Origin of the sequence: Streptomyces sp. JL2001, assembly GCF_050917515.1 — a bacterium.
Lineage (GTDB): Bacteria > Actinomycetota > Actinomycetes > Streptomycetales > Streptomycetaceae > Streptomyces.
In genome coordinates, this window is the sequence record NZ_CP169421.1 from 3,049,260 (window position 1) to 3,068,623 (window position 19,364).

Here is a 19,364-nt window from a genome sequence, read left to right on the forward strand (position 1 = left end):
GCAAGCTCACCACTGGGGACGGGTCGAAAGGCCGTGTCGGCAGTCCCTAAACTCAGCTTGTTTCAAGGAGGGAGCCATCGTGCGCAAGGTGCTCATCGCCAACCGTGGCGAAATCGCTGTCCGCGTAGCCCGGGCCTGCCGGGACGCCGGGATCGCCAGCGTAGCCGTCTACGCCGACCCGGACCGGGACGCTCTGCACGTCCGCGCGGCCGACGAGGCGTTCGCTCTGGGCGGTGACACCCCGGCCGCCAGCTATCTGGACATGGCCAAGGTGCTGCAGGCGGCGAAGGACTCGGGGGCGGACGCGATCCACCCCGGTTACGGCTTCCTGTCCGAGAACGCCGAATTCGCCCAGGCCGTTCTCGACGCCGGTCTGACCTGGATCGGCCCGCCGCCGCAGGCCATCCGCGACCTCGGCGACAAGGTGGCGGCCCGTCACATCGCCCAGCGCGCGGGCGCCCCGCTCGTCGCGGGCACGCCCGACCCGGTCTCCGGCGCCGACGAGGTCGTCGAGTTCGCCAAGGAGAACGGCCTGCCGATCGCCATCAAGGCGGCGTTCGGCGGCGGCGGTCGCGGCCTCAAGGTCGCCCGCACGCTCGAAGAGGTCCCCGAGCTCTACGACTCCGCCGTCCGCGAGGCGGTCGCCGCCTTCGGTCGCGGCGAGTGCTTCGTCGAGCGCTACCTCGACAAGCCGCGCCACGTCGAGACCCAGTGCCTCGCCGACTCGCACGGCAACGTCGTCGTCGTCTCCACCCGTGACTGCTCGCTGCAGCGCCGCCACCAGAAGCTCGTCGAGGAGGCGCCCGCGCCGTTCCTGACCGAGGAGCAGAACGCGGAGCTGTACGCCGCCTCGAAGGCGATCCTGAAGGAGGCCGGCTACGTCGGCGCCGGCACGGTCGAGTTCCTGGTCGGCCTCGACGGCACGATCTCCTTCCTGGAGGTCAACACCCGTCTGCAGGTCGAGCACCCGGTCACCGAAGAGGTCACCGGCATCGACCTGGTCCGCGAGATGTTCCGGATCGCCGACGGCGAGGAGCTCGGCTACGACGACCCGGCCATAAGGGGTCACTCGTTCGAGTTCCGGATCAACGGCGAGGACCCGGGCCGCAACTTCCTGCCCGCCCCGGGCACCGTCACCACCTTCGCCGCGCCGTCCGGCCCCGGTGTCCGTCTGGACGCGGGCGTCGAGTCCGGTTCGGTCATCGGCCCGGCCTGGGACTCGCTCCTGGCCAAGCTGATCGTCACCGGCGCCACCCGCGAGCAGGCGCTGCAGCGCGCCGCCCGCGCGCTGGCGGAGTTCCAGGTGGAGGGCATGGCCACGGCCATCCCGTTCCACCGCGCCGTGGTCGTCGACCCGGACTTCACCGCGGACCCGTTCCGGGTCCACACCCGGTGGATCGAGACCGAGTTCGTCAACGAGATCAAGCCGTTCGCGCCGGCCGGTGCCGACGCGGACGAGGACGAGGCCGGTCGCGAGACCATCGTCGTCGAGGTCGGCGGCAAGCGTCTCGAGGTCTCCCTGCCGTCCTCGCTCGGCATGACGCTGGCCCGTACGGGTCTGGCCGCGGGCGCCAAGCCGAAGCGCCGTGCCGCGAAGAGGTCCGGCCCGACGGCCTCCGGTGACACCCTCGCCTCCCCGATGCAGGGCACCATCGTGAAGGTGGCCGTCGAGGAGGGCCAGGAGGTCAAGGAGGGCGACCTCATCGTGGTCCTGGAGGCCATGAAGATGGAGCAGCCGCTCAACGCGCACCGCGCGGGCACCGTGAAGGGCCTGTCCGCCGAGGTCGGCGCGTCGATCACCTCCGGCGCCGCGATCTGCGAGATCAAGGACTGATCCGCACCCGGATCCGGTCCGAAGGGCCCGCAGGCGCATCCGCCTGCGGGCCCTTCGCCGATCCGCCCCGGCCGGCACCCGGCCCGGCCGTCCCGCCCGATCCACGCGCCGACCCGAGGAGTCCCATGCGTGCCGACGCGCGCCGCAACCACGAGCGCCTGCTCGCCGAGGCCCGCGCCGCCTTCGCGGAGCACGGCACCGACGCCTCCCTGGAGGACGTCGCCCGACGCGCGGGCGTCGGGATCGGCACGCTCTACCGGCACTTCCCGAACCGGGACGCGTTGATGAGTGCGGTGTTCCAGGAGGCCCTGGCGGCCCTCCTGCAGCGCTCGCACGACCTGGCGGAGGCCGAGGACCCGTGCCGGGCGCTCGTGGAGTGGCTGCGGGCCCTGATCACCCACGCGGGTGAGTACCGGGGGCTCGCGCGTGCCCTGATGTCGGCTTCGTACGACGGGAGCTCGGCGCTCTCCCGGTGCAGCGTGCCGTTGCGCGCGGCCGGCGAGCGGCTGCTCGCCCGGGCCCGGGCGGCGGGCACGGTCCAGGACGACGTGTCGATCGGCGATCTGATGCAGCTCACCAACGCGATCGCGCTGGCGGCCGAACAGACCCCGGAGGACCCGGACCTGGCGGACCGTCTGCTCATGCTGACCCTGCGAGGGCTCAGCAGGTGAGGCGGCGGCCGGACCCGCCTCAGCGCCGGCGCATGTCCGCGACCCGTGCCGTGCGCTCCGGTACGAGCGCCTCGGCGGCCAACGCGGCCGTCGGACCGCGGAACTGACCGCCCGGATGCCTGGCGCGCTGCCCCGGGAGCGGGACGTCACGACGGGGCCGGCCGCCCGGGGGGACCGTGTCACCCGCGGGTCCCGTCCCCGTACCGGCCACCGCGATCTGGACGCCCTGGTCGGCCAGGGCCTGCAGTTCGGTGGCGGCCCGGTCGTCGTGCGCCGGGGGTTCGTCGGTCACCAGTCGCGTGATCACGTCCGTCGGCACCGTCTGGAACATGGTGTCGGTGCCGAGCTTGGTGTGGTCGGCCAGCACCACGACCTCCGCCGCCGCCTGCACCAGCGCCCGGTCCACGCTCGCGGAGAGCATGTTGGAGGTGGACAGGCCGCGCTCGGCGGTCAGGCCGCTGCCGGAGAGGAAGGCACGGGAGACCCGCAGGCCCTGCAGGGACTGTTCGGCCCCGCTGCCCACGAGCGCGTAGTTCGAGCCACGCAGCGTGCCGCCGGTCATGACGACCTCGACGCGGTTGGCATGGGCGAGCGCCTGGGCGACGAGCAGCGAGTTGGTGACGACGGTCAGGCCCGGCACACGGGCGAGCCGTCGGGCCAGCTCCTGAGTGGTCGTCCCCGCGCCGACGACGATGGCCTCGCCCTCTTCGACGAGGCTCGCGGCGACGTCGGCGATGGCCGTCTTCTCGGCCGTGGCCAGATGGGATTTCTGCGGGAAGCCGGATTCCCGGGTGAAACCGCCCGGCAATACGGCACCGCCGTGCCGGCGGTCGAGGAGTCCTTCTGCCTCCAGCGCCCGCACGTCCCGCCGTACGGTCACTTCTGAGGTCTGGACGACGCGGGCGAGCTCACGGAGCGACACGGCCCCGTTGGCGCGCACCATTTCGAGGATCAACTGACGACGTTCTGCAGCGAACACGAAACTGACAGTAACCTGACCGGCCGATACTTTTCAGCACTATGCGCCGAATTGCAGAAGATGCACACAGACGGGGCCTCCAGGTGGTATGGGAGGCCCCGTCGTCGATCGTCGCGCGCGGCGACTTGCCCGGGGGTGCCGGGGGTTGTCCGGATCGGTGCAGGCCGGGGGGCCGTACTAGCCCTCGCCGCCCGCCTTTCGGGTGTGCAACTGCCGTGCCACTTCCGCGATCGAGCCCGACAGGGAGGGGTACACGGTGAAAGCCTTTGCGATCTGTTCCACCGTCAGATTGTTGTCGACCGCGATCGAGATGGGATGGATCAGCTCGCTCGCGCGGGGGGCGACGACACAGCCGCCCACCACGATGCCCGTACCCGGCCGGCAGAAGATCTTGACGAAGCCGTCCCGGATGCCCTGCATCTTCGCGCGCGGGTTGCGCAGCAGCGGCAGCTTGACGACCCGGGCGTCGATCTTGCCCGCGTCCACGTCGGCCTGGGTGTAACCGACGGTGGCGATCTCGGGGTCGGTGAAGACGTTCGAGGAGACCGTCTTCAGGTTCAGCGGGGCCACCGCGTCGCCGAGGAAGTGGTACATCGCGATCCGGCCCTGCATGGCGGCGACCGAGGCGAGCGCGAAGACTCCGGTGACGTCGCCGGCCGCGTAGACGCCGGGGGCGGAGGTGCGCGAGACCTTGTCGGTCCAGATGTGACCCGAGTCCTTGAGCCGGACGCCGGCCTCCTCCAGACCCATTCCGGCCGAGTTGGGGATCGCGCCGACGGCCATCAGGCAGTGGGTGCCGGAGATGACCCGGCCGTCGGCCAGCGTGACCTCGACCCGGTCGCCGACCCGCTTGGCGGACTCGGCGCGCGAGCGGGCCATGACGTTCATGCCGCGGCGGCGGAAGACGTCCTCGAGGACGGCCGCGGCGTCCGGGTCCTCGCCGGGCAGCACGCGGTCGCGGGAGGAGACGAGGGTGACCCGGGACCCGAGGGCCTGGTAGGCACCGGCGAACTCGGCGCCCGTCACACCGGAACCGACCACGATGAGCTCCTCGGGGAGCTCCTTGAGGTCGTAGACCTGCGTCCAGTTCAGGATCCGCTCGCCGTCGGGCTGCGCGTCGGGCAGCTCGCGCGGGTGGCCGCCGGTCGCGATCAGCACGGCGTCGGCGGTCAGCGACTCCTCGGTGCCGTCGGCGGCGGTCACGATCACCTGTCGCGAGCCGTCCACGGCCTGCCGGCCGGAGAGCCGGCCGCGGCCGCGCAGGACCCGGGCGCCGGCCCGGGTGACGGAGGCGGTGATGTCGTGCGACTGGGCGAGCGCGAGGCGCTTCACCCGTCGGTTGACCTTCCCGAGGTCGACGCCGACGACGCGGGCGGCCTGGTCGATGTGCGGGGTGTCGTCGGCGACGATGATGCCCAGCTCCTCGTACGAGGAGTCGAAGGTGGTCATCACCTCGGCCGTCGCGATGAGGGTCTTGGAGGGGACACAGTCGGTCAGGACGGACGCGCCGCCGAGGCCGTCGCAGTCGACGACGGTCACCTCCGCGCCGAGTTGGGCGCCCACCAGGGCCGCCTCGTATCCGCCGGGTCCGCCGCCGATGATCACGATCCGGGTCACGTGGGTTACGCCTCGCGCTCTCGTTCTGCCGGGGGGTCCCCCGCTGGGCTGCAGTGCGTACGCCATTGTCCCGCACGCTTCAAGTGCGTACCCCATTGTCCCGCACGCCGCGGGTGTCCTCGCGCCGGGGCCTCCATACGGCCCCACCACGGACTTCCGCGACCACCCCTCCCCCTCCCGTACCCTCGACCTCATGTCGCTCTACGCCGCGTACGCCGGCAACCTCGACGCGCGGCTCATGACCCGCCGCGCCCCGCACTCCCCGCTGCGCGGCACCGGCTGGCTCAACGGCTGGCGGCTGACCTTCGGCGGCGAGCAGATGGGCTGGGAGGGGGCGCTGGCCACGATCGTGGAGGCGCCGCGCTCCCAGGTCCTCGTGGCCCTCTACGACATCGCGCCGATGGACGAGGACTCGATGGACCGCTGGGAGGGCGTCGGACTCGACATCTACCGGCGGATGCGGGTGCGGGTGCACACCCTGGACGGCGAGGAGCCGGCCTGGGTCTACGTGCTCAACGCCTATGAGGGCGGACTGCCCTCGGCCCGCTACCTCGGCGAGATCGCGGACGCGGCGGAGTCGGCGGGCGCGCCGCACGACTACGTGATGGAGCTGCGCAAGCGCCCCTGCTAGGGAGTGGACCGGCCCCGGCGAGGCGCCCCGCCCGATTGCGCCCGTGACGGGCGTCACGCGCCGGCTCGTGGCGGTATCGGTGTGGCGGAAGGCATCGACCCGTCACCACCTCGACGTTCGTCGGAAACGACAAGACAACGATCGCATGTCCGTCAGCATCGTCATCTACGCGCGTAGGAATTCTCGGGCTACGCTTCTGCGCGTAGGAAATCCGTCCGGGGCTCCCCCCTCGGACCCCCCTCCCCGAGGCGAGAGAGTCAGTGAACGCAACTGCCACCCCGTACGAGGCCGCCGAGGCCGCTGCCACGCGCCTTCGCGAGCTGACCGGCACCGAGACCCACGACGTCGCACTGGTGATGGGCTCCGGCTGGGCCCCCGCCGTCGACGCGCTCGGCGCCCCGGAGGCCGAGTTCCCGGTCACCGAGCTCCCCGGCTTCCCGCCGCCGGCCGTCGAGGGACACGGCGGCAAGGTCCGCTCGTACAAGATCGGTGAGAAGCGGGTCCTGGTCTTCCTGGGCCGTACGCACTTCTACGAGGGCCGGGGCGTCGCCTCCGTCGCCCACGGTGTGCGCACCGCCGTCGCCGCCGGCTGCAAGACCGTCGTGCTGACCAACGGCTGCGGCGGCCTGCGCGAGGGCATGCGCCCCGGTCAGCCCGTGCTGATCAGCGACCACATCAACCTGACGGCCGCCTCCCCGATCGTCGGCGCCAATTTCGTGGACCTCACCGACCTCTACTCGCCGCGGCTGCGCACGCTGTGCAAGGAGATCGACGAGACCCTCGAAGAGGGCGTCTACGTGCAGTTCCCCGGGCCGCACTACGAGACCCCGGCCGAGATCAACATGGTCCGCGTCCTGGGCGGCGACCTGGTCGGCATGTCCACCGTCCTGGAGGCCATCGCGGCCCGCGAGGCCGGCGCCGAGGTCCTGGGCATCTCGCTCGTCACCAACCTGGCCGCGGGCCTGTCGGGCGAGCCGCTGAACCACGAGGAGGTCCTCCAGGCCGGCCGCGACTCCGCGGCCCGGATGGGCGAGCTGCTCACCCGGGTGCTCGACCGCATCTGATCACCGGCGCAGGCCGCCGCGCGGGACTCCTCCCCCGCCCCTTCCCGAACCGGCCCCGACGGCGCCCGAGACGCGGGGGCCGGGACGGAGCACCCGGTTACGGGAGGGGCCGGGGCGGGGAAGAGAAACTCCCGCCCCACCCGTCGCACCCGCCCGTACCCCGAAAGGCACCCACCGTGACGCAGGACGACCTCATCGCCCGGGCCCAGGCCTGGCTCGCCGAGGACCCCGACAGCGAGACCCGCGACGAGCTCGCCAGGCTCATCGAGTCCGGTGACCGCGCCGAGCTCGCCGACCGGTTCGCCGGCACCCTCCAGTTCGGCACCGCCGGCCTGCGCGGCGAACTGGGCGCGGGCCCGATGCGGATGAACCGCTCCGTGGTGATCCGCGCCGCGGCCGGCCTCGCCGCGTACCTCAAGGCGAAGGGCCAGGAGGGGGGCCTCGTCGTCGTCGGCTACGACGCCCGCTACAAGTCGGCCGACTTCGCCCGTGACACGGCCGCCGTCATGACCGGCGCCGGGCTGCGCGCGGCCGTGCTGCCGCGCCCGCTGCCGACGCCCGTGCTCGCGTTCGCCATAAGGCACCTGGGCGCCGTGGCCGGCGTCGAGGTGACCGCCAGCCACAACCCGCCGCGGGACAACGGCTACAAGGTCTACCTCGGCGACGGCTCGCAGATCGTGCCGCCGGCCGACGCGGAGATCGCCGCCGAGATCGCCGCCGTGCGCGCGCTCGCCGACGTGGCCCGCCCGGAGGAGGGCTGGGAGACTTTGGGCGACGAGGTCCTGGACGCCTACCTGGCCCGTACGGACGCCGTGCTGACCCCCGGCTCGCCCCGCACCGTGCGGACCGTCTACACGGCGATGCACGGCGTCGGCAAGGAGGTCCTGGCGGCCGCCTTCGCCCGGGCCGGGTTCCCGCCGCCGGCGCTCGTCGCCGAGCAGGCCGACCCGGACCCGGCGTTCCCCACGGTGGCGTTCCCGAACCCGGAGGAGCCGGGCGCCATGGACCTCGCCTTCGAGGCGGCCCGTGCCGTGGACCCCGACATCGTGATCGCCAACGACCCCGACGCCGACCGGTGCGCGGTGGCCGTCCCGGACGCCTCCGTCGAGGGCGGCTGGCGGATGCTGCGCGGTGACGAGGTGGGCGCGCTGCTCGCCGCGCACCTCGTGCACAAGGGTGCCCGGGGCGTGTTCGCCGAGTCGATCGTGTCGTCCTCGCTGCTCGGCCGGATCGCCGAGGCCGCGGGCGTCGGCCACGAGGAGACCTTGACGGGCTTCAAGTGGATCGCCCGGGTGGAGGGTCTGCGGTACGGCTACGAGGAGGCGCTCGGCTACTGCGTCGACCCCGAGGGCGTCCGCGACAAGGACGGGATCACGGCCGCGCTGCTGGTCGCCGAGCTGGCCTCGGTCCTCAAGGAGCAGGGCCGGACCCTGACGGGTCTGCTCGACGACCTGGCCGTGGCCCACGGACTGCACGCCACCGACCAGCTGTCGGTGCGGGTCGACGACCTGAGCGTCATCTCCGACGCGATGAGCGCGCTGCGCGAGCGCCCGCCGGCCTCGCTGGCGGGCCTGACCGTGACGACGGCGGAGGACCTGACGAAGGGCACGGAGTCGCTGCCCCCGACCGACGGTCTGCGCTACTACCTGGAGGGCGAGTTCCGCGCCCGGGTCATCGTCCGGCCCAGCGGCACGGAGCCGAAGCTCAAGTGCTACCTGGAGGTCGTGATCCCGGTGGCCGACGCCGGCGAGCTGACGACCGCCCGCGCGAAGGGCGCCGAGGTCCTCGCCGCGATCAAGCAGGACCTGGCGGCCGCGGCCGGGCTCTGAGCCCGGGACCCGCCCGAGGGGCCCGTACGGAGACGCCTCCGTACGGGCCCCTCGTGGCGTTCCCGTGCGGGTGAATTCGGTACGGCAACGGACCTAAGGCGCGTCGCGCGGCCACGGGGTCCGCGCCAGGGTGACCCCGGTATCCCACCGCGCATCCCTGGAGCCGCCGCCGTGCCCCCGGTCCTGACCGCCCGACCGACCGTCCCCGCCTCGCGGCGGCCCCTCCCGTCGCGCGCGCCCCGGGTTCCCCCGCAGGTGCGCGGCACCCTGCGGCACGCGGCCCCGGCGCTGCTCGGCTACGTCGCCGTGCGGCTGGTGGGCCTGATCGTGCTGGCACGCTGGTCGCACCTCCAGGGGCACGGCGTCTGGCCCGTGCTCGCCTCCTCCTGGGACTCCCACTGGTACCTCGGGATCGCCGACCACGGCTACACGCACGAGTCCGGCGACCCCGCGGGCACTCCGCCGCGCAGCCTGGCCTTCTTCCCGCTCTACCCGTTCCTGGTGAAGGCCGTCGCGGCCGTCACCCCCGGTTCGCGCGCCTCCGTCGGCCTGGTGATCGCCGTGGTCTGCTCGCTGGCCGCCGCCTGGGGCGTGTTCGCGGTCGGCGACCGGCTGCACGGGCGCCGGGCGGGCGTGGTCCTGGCGGTGCTGTGGGGCGCGCTGCCAGTGGGCGTCGTCCAGTGGATGGGGTACACGGAGTCGCTGTTCACCGCGCTGGCGGCGTGGGCGCTGTACGCGGTCCTGGACGGGCGCTGGGCGTGGGCCGCGGGTCTGTGCGTGGCGGCGGGGCTGACCCGGCCGACCGGTGTGGCGGTCGCGGCGGCGGTGGTCGCCGCCGCCCTGCCGGCCGCGCGCCGGGGCGACCGCGGGGCCCTGGCGGCGGCCGCCGCCGCGCCGCTGGGCTGGCTCGGCTACGTGGGCTGGGTGGCGTGGCGGGAGGGCCGCGCGGACGGCTATTTCGCCGTCCAGCGGGTGTGGGGCAACGAGTGGGACGGCGGCGCGGTGACCCGCCGGGAGCTGCGCGACCACCTGGTCTACAACAAGGACCCGCAGTTCTTCCTGGCGGTCGTGTCGGTGGTGCTCCTCGTCTCGGCCGGCCTGTACCTGCTGTGCCTGGCCGACCGCCAGCCGGCCGCGCTGCTGGTGTTCACGGGCGTCCTGCTGCTGGTGGTGCTCGGCAGCGGCGGCGTCTACTTCCCGCGCGCCCGGTTCCTGGTCCCGGCGTTCCCGCTGCTGCTCCCGATCGCCCTGGCGGTCTCCCGCGCCCGCCGCCCGGTGGCGGTCCTGACGCTGACCGCGGCGGCGCTGTCGTCGGCGTGGCTGGGCGGCCACATGCTGCTGGTGTGGCCGGGACCGCCGTGACGGGTGCGCGCGGTCCGGTGGCCGGGTCCGACGGCCGGGTCCGAGCGGCGCGTCCCGAGGGGCGGGAGGAACGGCGGAAACAACGGCGAAGGGGCCGGGCGACACCCGAGGGTGTCGCCCGGCCCCTTCGTCCGTACGGGAGGGGTCAGCCCGTCGCCAGCAGGATCACCAGCAGCACCAGGCCCGCCGCGGCCGGGGCGATGACCTCGTAGGCCCAGCGCACCCGGGGCTCGCCCTGGGCACCGGGGCGGCCGGCGCAGCGTTCGGCGAGTTCGCGGAGGTCGGCGATCGTCTGGTCGGCCGGGGCCACCCGCGACTGGGAGTCCCGTACGTCCGCGGTGACGGAGGTGCGGCGGTGCGGGTCGTCCTGCGAGGCGCGGGCCTGGCGGCGGGCCGCCGCCTTGCGCTGGCGCAGCGAGACCGGGATCGACCAGAGCTGGTACTTGGCGCCGGACTGGGTGAAGACCTCGCTGGAGTAGCCGGCGCGGACGTCGGCGACGGCCGCCCACGGCAGCGTGATGTTGCGGAAGGGGTTGCGGATCCGGAGCCGGTCCTCGTTCGCGTAGACCGCGGGCCGGATCGTGAAGGCCACGACCAGCGGCACCACGAGCAGCAGCCCCGCCAGCGCCACCCACGGCGTCCTGCCCTCGCCCCGCACCATCGCGTCGATGCAGAACCAGGCGGCGAGGCCGATCAGCAGGACACCGCCCGCGATCCCGAGGGGCGAACGGAAGACGCGGTCGGCGTAGGCCGGCTCGGCGGGCGGCTGGGGGGTCGTCATAGGGCCGATTCTGCCTCACGCGCGCGCGGGCGCCTCGGCGGTCGCTCCGGCCTCCGGGGACAGCTCGGACGAGCGGGTCGGAATCGACCGGGGCTGTACAGGTCGCTACGCGCGTAGATATGCTCGACTGGTGACCATGCCCACCACTGCATCCGCAGCACCCGCATTCGCCGACGTGACCACGTCCGAGAGTGCGCTGCGCCGCTTCCTCCACGGGCTGCCCGGCGTCGACGCCGTCGGCCTGGAGGCGCGCGCCGCGTCCCTCGGCACCCGCTCGATCAAGACCACGGCCAAGGCGTACGCCATCGACCTGGCCATCTCGATGATCGACCTGACGACGCTCGAAGGCGCGGACACCCCGGGCAAGGTCCGGGCGCTCGCCGCCAAGGCCGTCAACCCCGATCCGACCGACCGTACGACCCCGACGACCGCCGCGGTCTGCGTCTACCCCGACATGGTGGCGACCGCCAAGGCCGCCCTCGCGGGCTCCGGCGTCAAGGTCGCCTCCGTCGCCACCGCCTTCCCGGCCGGCCGCGCCGCGCTCCCCGTGAAGCTCGCGGACACGGCCGACGCCATCGCGGCGGGCGCCGACGAGATCGACATGGTGATCGACCGCGGGGCCTTCCTCGCCGGCCACTACCTGGAGGTCTTCGAGCAGATCTCCGCGGTCAAGGCGGCGTGCGGCGACCGTGCCCGCCTCAAGGTGATCTTCGAGACCGGCGAGCTGTCCACGTACGACAACATCCGCCGCGCCTCCTGGCTCGGCATGATGGCGGCCGCCGACTTCATCAAGACCTCGACCGGCAAGGTCGCGGTCAACGCCACCCCGGCCAACACGCTCCTCATGCTGGAGGCGGTCCGCGACTTCCGCGCGCAGACCGGCGTCCAGATCGGCGTGAAGCCGGCCGGCGGCATCCGCAACACCAAGGAAGCCATCAAGTTCCTGGTCCTGGTCAACGAGACCGTAGGCGAGGACTGGCTGGACAACCACTGGTTCCGCTTCGGTGCCTCCAGCCTGCTGAACGACCTGCTCATGCAGCGTCAGAAGCTGGCGACCGGCCGCTACTCCGGCCCCGATTACGTGACGGTGGACTGATCAACATGGCATCTGCATTCGAGTACGCGCCGGCTCCCGAGTCCCGGTCCGTCGTCGACATCGCCCCCTCCTACGGCCTGTTCATCGACGGCGAGTTCGTCGACGCGGCCGACGGCAAGGTCTTCAAGACCGTCTCCCCCTCCTCCGAGGAGGTCCTCGCCGAGGTCGCCCAGGCGGGCGCCGAGGACGTCGACCGCGCGGTGAAGGCGGCCCGCAAGGCCTTCGCGAAGTGGTCCGCGCTGCCGGGCTCCGAGCGCGCGAAGTACCTCTTCCGCATCGCCCGGATCATCCAGGAGCGCAGCCGCGAGCTGGCCGTCCTGGAGACCCTGGACAACGGCAAGCCGATCAAGGAGACCCGCGACGCGGACCTCCCGCTGGTCGCCGCGCACTTCTTCTACTACGCGGGCTGGGCCGACAAGCTCGACCACGCGGGCTACGGCGCGGACCCGCGCCCGCTGGGCGTGGCCGGTCAGGTCATCCCGTGGAACTTCCCCCTGCTCATGCTGGCGTGGAAGATCGCCCCGGCCCTCGCGACCGGCAACACGGTCGTCCTGAAGCCGGCCGAGACGACCCCGCTGTCCGCGCTGTTCTTCGCGGACATCTGCCGCCAGGCCGGCCTGCCCCGGGGTGTCGTCAACATCCTGCCCGGTTACGGGGAGACCGGCGCCGCGCTGGTCGAGCACCCGGACGTGAACAAGGTCGCCTTCACCGGCTCCACCGCCGTCGGCAAGGCCATCGCGCGCTCGATCGCCGGCACGGACAAGAAGGTGACCCTGGAGCTGGGCGGCAAGGGCGCCAACATCGTCTTCGACGACGCCCCGATCGACCAGGCCGTCGAGGGCATCGTCAACGGCATCTTCTTCAACCAGGGCCAGGTCTGCTGCGCCGGCTCCCGCCTGCTGGTGCAGGAGTCGGTCCAGGACGAGCTGCTCGACTCGCTCAAGCGCCGGCTGTCGACGCTGCGGCTGGGCGACCCGCTGGACAAGAACACCGACATCGGCGCCATCAACTCGGCCGAGCAGCTGTCCCGGATCACCGCCCTGGTGGAGCGGGGCGAGGCCGAGGGCGGCGAGCGCTGGTCCCCGGCCTGCGAGATCCCGTCCGCCGGCTACTGGTTCGCCCCGACGCTCTTCACGAACGTCACCCAGGCGCACACCATCGCCCGCGACGAGATCTTCGGCCCGGTCCTCTCCGTGCTGACGTTCCGCACGCCGGACGAGGCGGTCGCCAAGGCGAACAACAGCCAGTACGGCCTGTCGGCCGGCATCTGGACGGAGAAGGGCTCGCGCATCCTCGCGGTCGCGTCCAAGCTCCGGGCGGGCGTCGTCTGGGCCAACACGTTCAACAAGTTCGACCCGACCTCGCCCTTCGGCGGCTACAAGGAGTCGGGCTTCGGCCGCGAAGGCGGCCGTCACGGTCTGGAGGCCTACCTCGATGTCTGACGCGACCCGTCTGAGCGTCTTCAAGACCTACAAGCTGTACGTCGGGGGCAAGTTCCCCCGCTCCGAGAGCGGCCGGGTGTACGAGGTGACCGACTCCAAGGGCAAGTGGCTGGCCAACGCGCCGCTCTCCTCCCGCAAGGACGCCCGTGACGCGGTCGTCGCGGCCCGCAAGGCGTTCGGCGGCTGGTCGGGCGCGACGGCGTACAACCGCGGTCAGATCCTCTACCGCATCGCCGAGATGCTGGAGGGCCGGCGGGACCAGTTCGTCGCCGAGGTGGCGGACGCCGAGGGCCTGTCGAAGTCCAAGGCGGGCGCCGTCGTGGACGCGGCGATCGACCGCTGGGTCTGGTACGCGGGCTGGACGGACAAGATCGGCCAGATCGTGGGCGGGGCGAACCCGGTCGCGGGGCCGTACTTCAACCTGTCGACGCCCGAGCCCACCGGTGTGGTGACGGTCATCGCCCCGCAGGACTCGTCCTTCCTCGGTCTCGTCTCGGTGATCGCCCCGGTGATCGCGACCGGCAACACCGCGGTCGTGATCGCCAGCGAGAAGGCACCGCTGCCGGCGCTGTCCCTGGGCGAGGTGCTCGCCACCTCCGACCTGCCGGGCGGTGTGGTCAACATCCTGTCCGGCAGGGCCGCGGAGATGGGCCCGCACCTGGCGAGCCACCAGGACGTCAACGCGATCGACCTGACGGGCGCGGACGCCGGTCTCGCCCGGGATCTGGAGATCGCCGCGGCGGACAACCTCAAGCGCGTGCTGCGCCCGCGTCCGGTGGACTTCACCCGGGACCCGGGCACGGACCGCATGACGGCCTTCCTGGAGACGAAGACGGTCTGGCACCCGACGGGTTCGCTGGGCGCCGGCGGCTCGACGTACTGAGGCGCGTCGGGCGGGTGCTCCCCGCCCGGCGACGGAACCCCCACGAGCGACGGCCCCCGGGTGACCCCGGGGGCCGTCGCTCATTCCCTCCCGCGTTCCACGAGGCCCGCGAGATCCCGCTGGGGTCGTCGCCCGGCTCCGTCAGCCCGGCAGAAGACCCTGCGACAGCGGGCCGGCCACCGGAAGATCGGCCAGCGCCCCGCCCTTCGTGACGTGGTCCGTGACGAGGTTCGTGCCCACCGGCTTGAAGTCGGCGACCTGGGTGCCCAGGCCGTTGTCCAGGGGGTCGACTCCGGTGTTGGCCAGCGGGTCGAGCTGCAGCCGCGTCAGCGGGCCCACGCCGTGGCCGACGGCGTCGACCAGGCCCGACCCCGCCGCGGTGGCGTCCGTGCGGCTGAGCCCGTCCAGCGGCAGCTGCGGTGCAGCGGCCTGCGCCGCCGCCGCTCCCGCGCCGAGCACGGCGCCGGCCGCGGTGAGGGTCAGGCCGGCCTTCAGCAGCGCGCTGCGGCGGGGGGTCCGGGTATCTGCGTGACGCGCCATGAGGGTCCTTGTCGCTCGCACTTCGGGTGATCGGATGGGCACCGACAGTAGTGGAGGTGTGATGCTCGATACCAACGCCCTCCCTCGGGGGTCCCCTGCGCGGGGGAATGCTTCACACTGGTGTCCCGTGAGTTCCCAAGCGATCCCGACACGCGTCGTCCTGCTCGCGGGCCCCTCCGGCTCCGGCAAGTCGTCCCTCGCCGCCGTCACCGGCCTCCCGGTGCTGCGCCTCGACGACTTCTACAAGGAGGCCGACGACCCGACACTCCCGCTCGTCCCGGACAGTGCCGACATCGACTGGGACTCCCCCGGCTCCTGGGACGCGGACGCCGCCGTCGCGGCGATCGTCGAACTGTGCCGCACGGGCCGGACCGCCGTCCCGGTGTACGACCTCGCCACCAGCTCCCGCGTGGACCGCGAGACGCTGGACATCGAGCGCACCCCGCTCTTCGTGGCCGAGGGGATCTTCGCGGCGGAGATCGTGGCGCGCTGCCAGGAGCTGGACGTCCTGGCCGACGCGCTGTGCCTGCGGGGCCGCCCCTCGACGACCTTCCGCCGCAGGCTCCTGCGGGACCTCAGGGAGGGCCGCAAGTCGGTCCCCTTCCTGCTGCGCCGAGGCTGGCGCCTGATGCGTGCCGAGCGAGCCATCGTCGCCCGCCAGACCGCCCTCGGCGCCCACCCGTGCGCCAAGCAGGAGGCACTCGGCCGCCTCGCCTCCGCGGCGGCCGGCCGGCACCGCGCCCCCGCGGGCCTCTGACCGCGCCACGGCGGACGGTCGCGCACACGAGAAACGCGGGTCGGACAAGCCCCCCCGGCTTGTGCGACCCGCGCCTTTTCCCCGTACCCCCGTACGTTCCCCCGTGGTACTTCCCCCGTGTTCCCCCTGCCTTCAGGCCACCAGCTCGCCGAAGGACTCCTCCTCGTCACGGCCGAAGCTCAGGACCTCGTCCTCGCGCAGCCGGCGCAGGGAGCGCCAGATGCTCGACTTCACCGTGCCGACACTGATGTCCAGGATCTCCGCGATCTCCGGATCCGTACGGCCCTCGTAGTAGCGCAGCACCAGCATCGTGCGCTGGAGCTCGGGCAGACGGGCCAGCGCCTGCCACAGCACCGCGCGCAGCTCGGTGCCCCGCATGGCGTCCGTGTCGCCCGCCGTCTCCGGCAGTTCCTCGGTCGGGTACTCGTTGAGCTTCCGCCGGCGCCACGCGCTGATGTGCAGGTTGGTCATGGTGCGACGCAGATAGCCGCCCACGGCCGCCTTGTCGCTGATCCGGTCCCAGGCGCGGTACGTCGAGAACAGCGCGCTCTGGAGCAGGTCCTCCGCCTCGAAGCGGTCACCGGTCAGGTGGTAGGCGGTGGCGTACAGGGAGGCACGACGCTCCTGCACGTAGGCGGTGAACGCCGCTTCGGCGTCCCCCGTCTCCGGCGTCGTCCGTCGCTCCCCCGAGACCTCCCCGTACGCCGCTCCCCCGTCAGCCACGGCCACCATGTACGGCGCCTTGTGCTGACGCCCGACGCTGCGAACGCACCCCCGCCCGTTCACCGCGCCGGACTTCTCCGTGCTCCGTACGACGTCGTGGAGACGCGTGACAACTGCGCTTGAAGTGGTGCTGTGCAGTGCGTTCATCTCGCGCCCCCCGTCGGTTGGAGTCTGCTTCGTTCGGTATGACGAGAAGCTTGCCCGGCCCACTTCATCGCGGTGTCCGCCGACTGTCACAGCCGTGTCACAGGGGGAGGTGTCACCGCACAGTCGAACTCCGACGGCCGCATGCGACAGAATGACGTCCGTGCCTTTCCTGTTGCTGATCGAGGACGACGACGCCATCCGCACGGCCCTCGAACTCTCCCTGTCACGCCAGGGCCACCGTGTGGCCACCGCGGCGACGGGCGAGGACGGCCTGAAGCTGCTGCGCGAGCAGCGCCCCGACCTGGTCGTGCTGGACGTGATGCTGCCCGGGATCGACGGTTTCGAGGTGTGCCGGCGCATCCGGCGCACCGACCAGCTGCCGATCATCCTGCTGACCGCGCGCAGCGACGACATCGACGTGGTCGTCGGCCTGGAGTCCGGGGCCGACGACTACGTCGTGAAGCCCGTGCAGGGCCGGGTGCTCGACGCCCGCATCCGGGCCGTACTGCGGCGCGGCGAGCGGGAGTCGACGGACTCGGCGACCTTCGGCTCGCTCGTCATCGACCGTTCGGCGATGACGGTGACGAAGAACGGGGAGGACCTGCAGCTCACGCCGACCGAGCTGCGGCTCCTCCTGGAGCTGAGCCGGCGGCCCGGACAGGCCCTGTCGCGCCAGCAGTTGCTGCGCCTGGTGTGGGAGCACGACTACCTCGGCGACTCGCGCCTGGTCGACGCCTGCGTCCAGCGGCTGCGCGCCAAGGTGGAGGACGTGCCGTCCTCGCCGACCCTGATCCGTACCGTGCGCGGCGTCGGCTACCGGCTGGACGTCCCTGCGTGAGAAAGGGGATATTCGCGGGGCTGCGCTTCACCAGCCTGCGGTTGCGTCTGGTCGTCGTGTTCGCCCTGGTGGCGCTCACCGCCGCCGTGTCCGCCTCCGGCATCGCCTACTGGCTGAACCGCGAGGCGGTCCTGACCCGTACCCAGGACGGTGCGCTGAACGACTTCCGGCAGGAGATGCAGAACCGGGCGGCGACGCTGCCGCTGCATCCCACCCAGGACGACCTGCGGCGGACCGCCGAGCAGATGGCGGGCGGCAGCGCCGGGTACAGCGTGCTGCTGCTCGGCGAGCGGGAGGCGGGCAAGCCGATCGTCGGGGCCTCCGACCCGGACACCTTCACGCTGGCGGACGTGCCGCGCGAGCTCCAGGTGGCCGTGGAGACCAGGCGGCCGGTGACGGACGGCAACGCGCACCCGTACCACCTGTTCTGGCAGCGGACGCAGCGCGGGCAGACGCCGTTCCTGGTCGGCGGGACGAACATCGACGGCGGCGGTCCGACCGGCTACATGTTCAAGTCGCTGGACGCCGAGCGGCAGGACCTGAACTCGCTCGCCTGGTCGCTGGGCATCGCCACCGCGCTCGCGCTGATCGGCTCGGCTCTGCTCGCGCAGGCCGCCGCCACCACCGTCCTGCGGCCGGTGCACCGGCTCGGCGAGGCGGCCCGGCAGCTGGGCGAGGGCAAGCTCGACACCCGGCTGCGGGTCTCCGGCACCGACGAACTGGCCGATCTGTCACGGACGTTCAACAGCGCGGCCGAGTCCCTGCAGAAGAAGGTCGCGGACATGAGCTCCCGGGAGGAGTCCAGCCGGCGCTTCGTCGCCGACATGTCGCACGAGCTGCGGACCCCGCTGACCGCGCTGACGGCCGTCACCGAGGTGCTGGAGGACGAGCAGGACTCGCTCGACCCGATGATCGCGCCCGCGGTGGCGCTGGTGGTGAGCGAGACGCGCCGCCTGAACGACCTGGTGGAGAACCTGATGGAGGTGACCCGCTTCGACGCGGGCACCGCCCGGCTGGTCCTGGACGACGTCGACGTCGCCGACCAGGTCACCGCGTGCATCGACGCGCGGGCCTGGCTGGACGCGGTCGAGCTGGACGCCGAGCGCGGGACCGTGGCGCGCCTCGATCCGCGCCGGCTGGACGTGATCCTGGCGAACCTCATCGGCAACGCGCTCAAGCACGGCGGTTCGCCGGTGCGGGTGTCGATCCGCGACGAGGGGGACGAGCTGGTCATCGCCGTGCGGGACCACGGTCCCGGCATCCCCGAGGACGTCCTGCCGCACGTCTTCGACCGCTTCTACAAGGCGAGCGCGTCCCGGCCCCGGTCGGAGGGCTCCGGTCTGGGTCTGTCGATCGCCATGGAGAACGCGCTGATCCACGGCGGTTCGATCACGGCGGCGAACTCGCCGGACGGTGACGGCGCGGTGTTCGTGCTGCGGCTGCCGCACCAGAGCGAGCCGGGAGAGGGGTCGGAGAAGTGAGCCGGTTTCGCCGGACGGACCGCGCGGGCGGCCGGGAGCGCACGGGACGCACGCGTCGTGCCGGGCGTACGGGTGTGACGGCGGCGGCCCTCGTGGGGATCGCGTTCGCCTCGGGCTGCGGGATCAGGACGACCTCGGTGCCCGTCGACGCGGGGGCGGCCCCGACGCGGGTGGCGTGCAGCGTCGACGGCGAGGACGTGGCCGCGCAGGCCGCGGGGGTGCCGGTCCGGGTCTTCCTGGTCTGCGGTTCGCAGCTGGAGGCCGTGGAGCGCAGCGCGCCGCTGCCGGACGAGAAGACCGGCGGGGATCCGGTGCGCACCGCGTCGGCGCTGCTCGCCCAGTTGCAGGGCGAGACGTCGGAGAGCGAGCAGCAGGCCGGCTTCTCCACCGCCGTGAAGGGGCCGCTGGTGGTCACCGGCGGGCACCGGGGCGACCCGGTGGGCACCCTGCGGCTCAGCCGGCAGCCGGAGGACCTGACGACGACCGCGCTGTCGCAGATCGTCTGCACCTTCGCCGGGAGCTCGGCGGGAGCGGGCGGCGACACGGTCGTCCTCGGCGGTCCCGGTGCCTACCCACCGCGGCGCTACCACTGCACGGCGGAGTTGCGGGAGCGCCCCGACTCGGCGCCGCCGACGGTGTCCCCGTCGGCCGCCGCGGCGTCCCCGTCGGGCACCTGACGGGGACGTCCG

At 72.8% G+C, this 19,364-nt stretch carries 18 protein-coding genes; 13 read left to right on the forward strand and 5 right to left on the reverse strand.

What is annotated here, in order from left to right:
• Nucleotides 1–79 precede the first annotated feature (79 nt).
• Together ACE1OA_RS13315 and ACE1OA_RS13320 are read left to right on the forward strand one after the other, a co-directional pair.
• Entirely contained in the window at nt 80–1,834 is a 1,755-nt protein-coding gene (locus ACE1OA_RS13315) for an acetyl/propionyl/methylcrotonyl-CoA carboxylase subunit alpha (RefSeq protein WP_432752826.1), read from the forward strand.
• Nucleotides 1,835–1,959: 125 nt separating this feature from the next.
• A complete protein-coding gene (locus tag ACE1OA_RS13320; RefSeq protein ID WP_356599330.1) occupies nt 1,960–2,505 on the forward strand; it encodes a TetR/AcrR family transcriptional regulator in 546 nt (181 codons plus the stop codon).
• Between the two features lie 19 nt (nt 2,506–2,524).
• On the opposite strand, the gene ACE1OA_RS13325 is transcribed toward ACE1OA_RS13320, so the two are convergent.
• Both ACE1OA_RS13325 and ACE1OA_RS13330 read right to left on the reverse strand, forming a co-directional pair.
• Nucleotides 2,525–3,448 carry a DeoR/GlpR family DNA-binding transcription regulator gene (locus ACE1OA_RS13325; protein WP_384868348.1) on the reverse strand — a complete coding sequence of 308 codons (924 nt, stop codon included), beginning with the start codon at nt 3,446–3,448 and terminating at the stop codon, nt 2,525–2,527.
• Between the two features lie 213 nt (nt 3,449–3,661).
• On the reverse strand, nt 3,662–5,101 hold the full coding sequence (locus ACE1OA_RS13330; protein WP_356599332.1) for an NAD(P)H-quinone dehydrogenase: 1,440 nt from the start codon (nt 5,099–5,101) through the stop codon (nt 3,662–3,664).
• A gap of 193 nt (nt 5,102–5,294) precedes the next feature.
• On the opposite strand from ACE1OA_RS13330, the gene ACE1OA_RS13335 reads away from it, so the two are divergent.
• The 4 genes from ACE1OA_RS13335 (at nt 5,295) to ACE1OA_RS13350 (ending at nt 9,987) form a co-directional block, all read left to right on the forward strand.
• Nucleotides 5,295–5,732, forward strand: coding sequence for a gamma-glutamylcyclotransferase (locus ACE1OA_RS13335; RefSeq protein ID WP_147980919.1), 438 nt, complete (start codon nt 5,295–5,297; stop codon nt 5,730–5,732).
• Between the two features lie 260 nt (nt 5,733–5,992).
• Complete coding sequence (locus ACE1OA_RS13340; RefSeq protein ID WP_356599334.1) at nt 5,993–6,796, forward strand: purine-nucleoside phosphorylase; 804 nt, start codon at nt 5,993–5,995, stop codon at nt 6,794–6,796.
• Between the two features lie 176 nt (nt 6,797–6,972).
• Nucleotides 6,973–8,625, forward strand: coding sequence for a phospho-sugar mutase (locus ACE1OA_RS13345; protein WP_386544164.1), 1,653 nt, complete (start codon nt 6,973–6,975; stop codon nt 8,623–8,625).
• Nucleotides 8,626–8,796: 171 nt separating this feature from the next.
• Nucleotides 8,797–9,987 carry a hypothetical protein gene (locus tag ACE1OA_RS13350; protein ID WP_386544166.1) on the forward strand — a complete coding sequence of 397 codons (1,191 nt, stop codon included), beginning with the start codon at nt 8,797–8,799 and terminating at the stop codon, nt 9,985–9,987.
• Nucleotides 9,988–10,132: 145 nt separating this feature from the next.
• Here the strand turns inward: ACE1OA_RS13350 and ACE1OA_RS13355 are convergent, their stop codons facing one another.
• Nucleotides 10,133–10,768, reverse strand: a complete 636-nt coding sequence (locus tag ACE1OA_RS13355) for a PH domain-containing protein (RefSeq protein ID WP_356599340.1) — start codon at nt 10,766–10,768, stop codon at nt 10,133–10,135.
• A gap of 136 nt (nt 10,769–10,904) precedes the next feature.
• On the opposite strand from ACE1OA_RS13355, the gene deoC reads away from it, so the two are divergent.
• The 3 genes from deoC to ACE1OA_RS13370 are packed head-to-tail and all read left to right on the forward strand — an operon-like array spanning nt 10,905 to nt 14,189.
• Complete coding sequence (deoC, locus tag ACE1OA_RS13360) at nt 10,905–11,864, forward strand: deoxyribose-phosphate aldolase (protein ID WP_432752827.1); 960 nt, start codon at nt 10,905–10,907, stop codon at nt 11,862–11,864.
• 5 nt (nt 11,865–11,869) lie between these two features.
• Nucleotides 11,870–13,306 carry an aldehyde dehydrogenase family protein gene (locus tag ACE1OA_RS13365; protein ID WP_356599344.1) on the forward strand — a complete coding sequence of 479 codons (1,437 nt, stop codon included), beginning with the start codon at nt 11,870–11,872 and terminating at the stop codon, nt 13,304–13,306.
• The gene (locus tag ACE1OA_RS13370; RefSeq protein WP_356599346.1) at nt 13,299–14,189 is read left to right on the forward strand and encodes an aldehyde dehydrogenase family protein; all 891 of its coding nucleotides are present in this window, start codon (nt 13,299–13,301) and stop codon (nt 14,187–14,189) included. The genes ACE1OA_RS13365 and ACE1OA_RS13370 overlap by 8 nt, the downstream gene beginning before the upstream one ends.
• 141 nt (nt 14,190–14,330) lie before the next feature.
• Here the strand turns inward: ACE1OA_RS13370 and ACE1OA_RS13375 are convergent, their stop codons facing one another.
• Nucleotides 14,331–14,729, reverse strand: coding sequence for a hypothetical protein (locus ACE1OA_RS13375; RefSeq protein ID WP_356599348.1), 399 nt, complete (start codon nt 14,727–14,729; stop codon nt 14,331–14,333).
• Between the two features lie 61 nt (nt 14,730–14,790).
• Here ACE1OA_RS13375 and ACE1OA_RS13380 point away from each other — a divergent pair, with 61 nt between their 5' ends.
• Nucleotides 14,791–15,486: a hypothetical protein gene (locus ACE1OA_RS13380; protein WP_356599350.1), complete on the forward strand. Its 696-nt coding sequence runs from the start codon at nt 14,791–14,793 to the stop codon at nt 15,484–15,486.
• A 132-nt stretch (nt 15,487–15,618) separates the two neighbouring features.
• Here the strand turns inward: ACE1OA_RS13380 and ACE1OA_RS13385 are convergent, their stop codons facing one another.
• Nucleotides 15,619–16,356: a SigE family RNA polymerase sigma factor gene (locus ACE1OA_RS13385; RefSeq protein WP_356599352.1), complete on the reverse strand. Its 738-nt coding sequence runs from the start codon at nt 16,354–16,356 to the stop codon at nt 15,619–15,621.
• 160 nt (nt 16,357–16,516) lie between these two features.
• Between ACE1OA_RS13385 and afsQ1 the strand changes: the two genes are divergently transcribed.
• From afsQ1 to ACE1OA_RS13400, 3 genes are read left to right on the forward strand one after another with little or no spacing between them, the layout of a single operon-like run.
• Nucleotides 16,517–17,194, forward strand: coding sequence for a two-component system response regulator AfsQ1 (afsQ1, locus tag ACE1OA_RS13390; RefSeq protein WP_175439295.1), 678 nt, complete (start codon nt 16,517–16,519; stop codon nt 17,192–17,194).
• Nucleotides 17,191–18,675 carry a HAMP domain-containing sensor histidine kinase gene (locus tag ACE1OA_RS13395; RefSeq protein ID WP_356599354.1) on the forward strand — a complete coding sequence of 495 codons (1,485 nt, stop codon included), beginning with the start codon at nt 17,191–17,193 and terminating at the stop codon, nt 18,673–18,675. Before afsQ1 ends, ACE1OA_RS13395 begins: the two co-directional genes overlap by 4 nt.
• A complete protein-coding gene (locus ACE1OA_RS13400) occupies nt 18,672–19,352 on the forward strand; it encodes a hypothetical protein (protein ID WP_356777996.1) in 681 nt (226 codons plus the stop codon). Before ACE1OA_RS13395 ends, ACE1OA_RS13400 begins: the two co-directional genes overlap by 4 nt.
• Nucleotides 19,353–19,364 lie beyond the last annotated feature (12 nt).

Bases quoted from the DNA above. Each gene is read 5' to 3' on its own strand.
- ACE1OA_RS13320 (WP_356599330.1), top strand. From the start codon at position 1,960: ATGCGTGCCGACGCGCGCCGCAACCACGAGCGCCTGCTCGCCGAGGCC.
- ACE1OA_RS13325 (WP_384868348.1), bottom strand. From the start codon at position 3,448: ATGGTGCGCGCCAACGGGGCCGTGTCGCTCCGTGAGCTCGCCCGCGTC.
- ACE1OA_RS13335 (WP_147980919.1), top strand. From the start codon at position 5,295: ATGTCGCTCTACGCCGCGTACGCCGGCAACCTCGACGCGCGGCTCATG.
- ACE1OA_RS13355 (WP_356599340.1), bottom strand. From the start codon at position 10,768: ATGACGACCCCCCAGCCGCCCGCCGAGCCGGCCTACGCCGACCGCGTC.
- deoC (WP_432752827.1), top strand. From the start codon at position 10,905: ATGCCCACCACTGCATCCGCAGCACCCGCATTCGCCGACGTGACCACG.
- ACE1OA_RS13365 (WP_356599344.1), top strand. From the start codon at position 11,870: ATGGCATCTGCATTCGAGTACGCGCCGGCTCCCGAGTCCCGGTCCGTC.
- ACE1OA_RS13370 (WP_356599346.1), top strand. From the start codon at position 13,299: ATGTCTGACGCGACCCGTCTGAGCGTCTTCAAGACCTACAAGCTGTAC.
- ACE1OA_RS13375 (WP_356599348.1), bottom strand. From the start codon at position 14,729: ATGGCGCGTCACGCAGATACCCGGACCCCCCGCCGCAGCGCGCTGCTG.
- ACE1OA_RS13380 (WP_356599350.1), top strand. From the start codon at position 14,791: ATGCTCGATACCAACGCCCTCCCTCGGGGGTCCCCTGCGCGGGGGAAT.
- ACE1OA_RS13385 (WP_356599352.1), bottom strand. From the start codon at position 16,356: ATGAACGCACTGCACAGCACCACTTCAAGCGCAGTTGTCACGCGTCTC.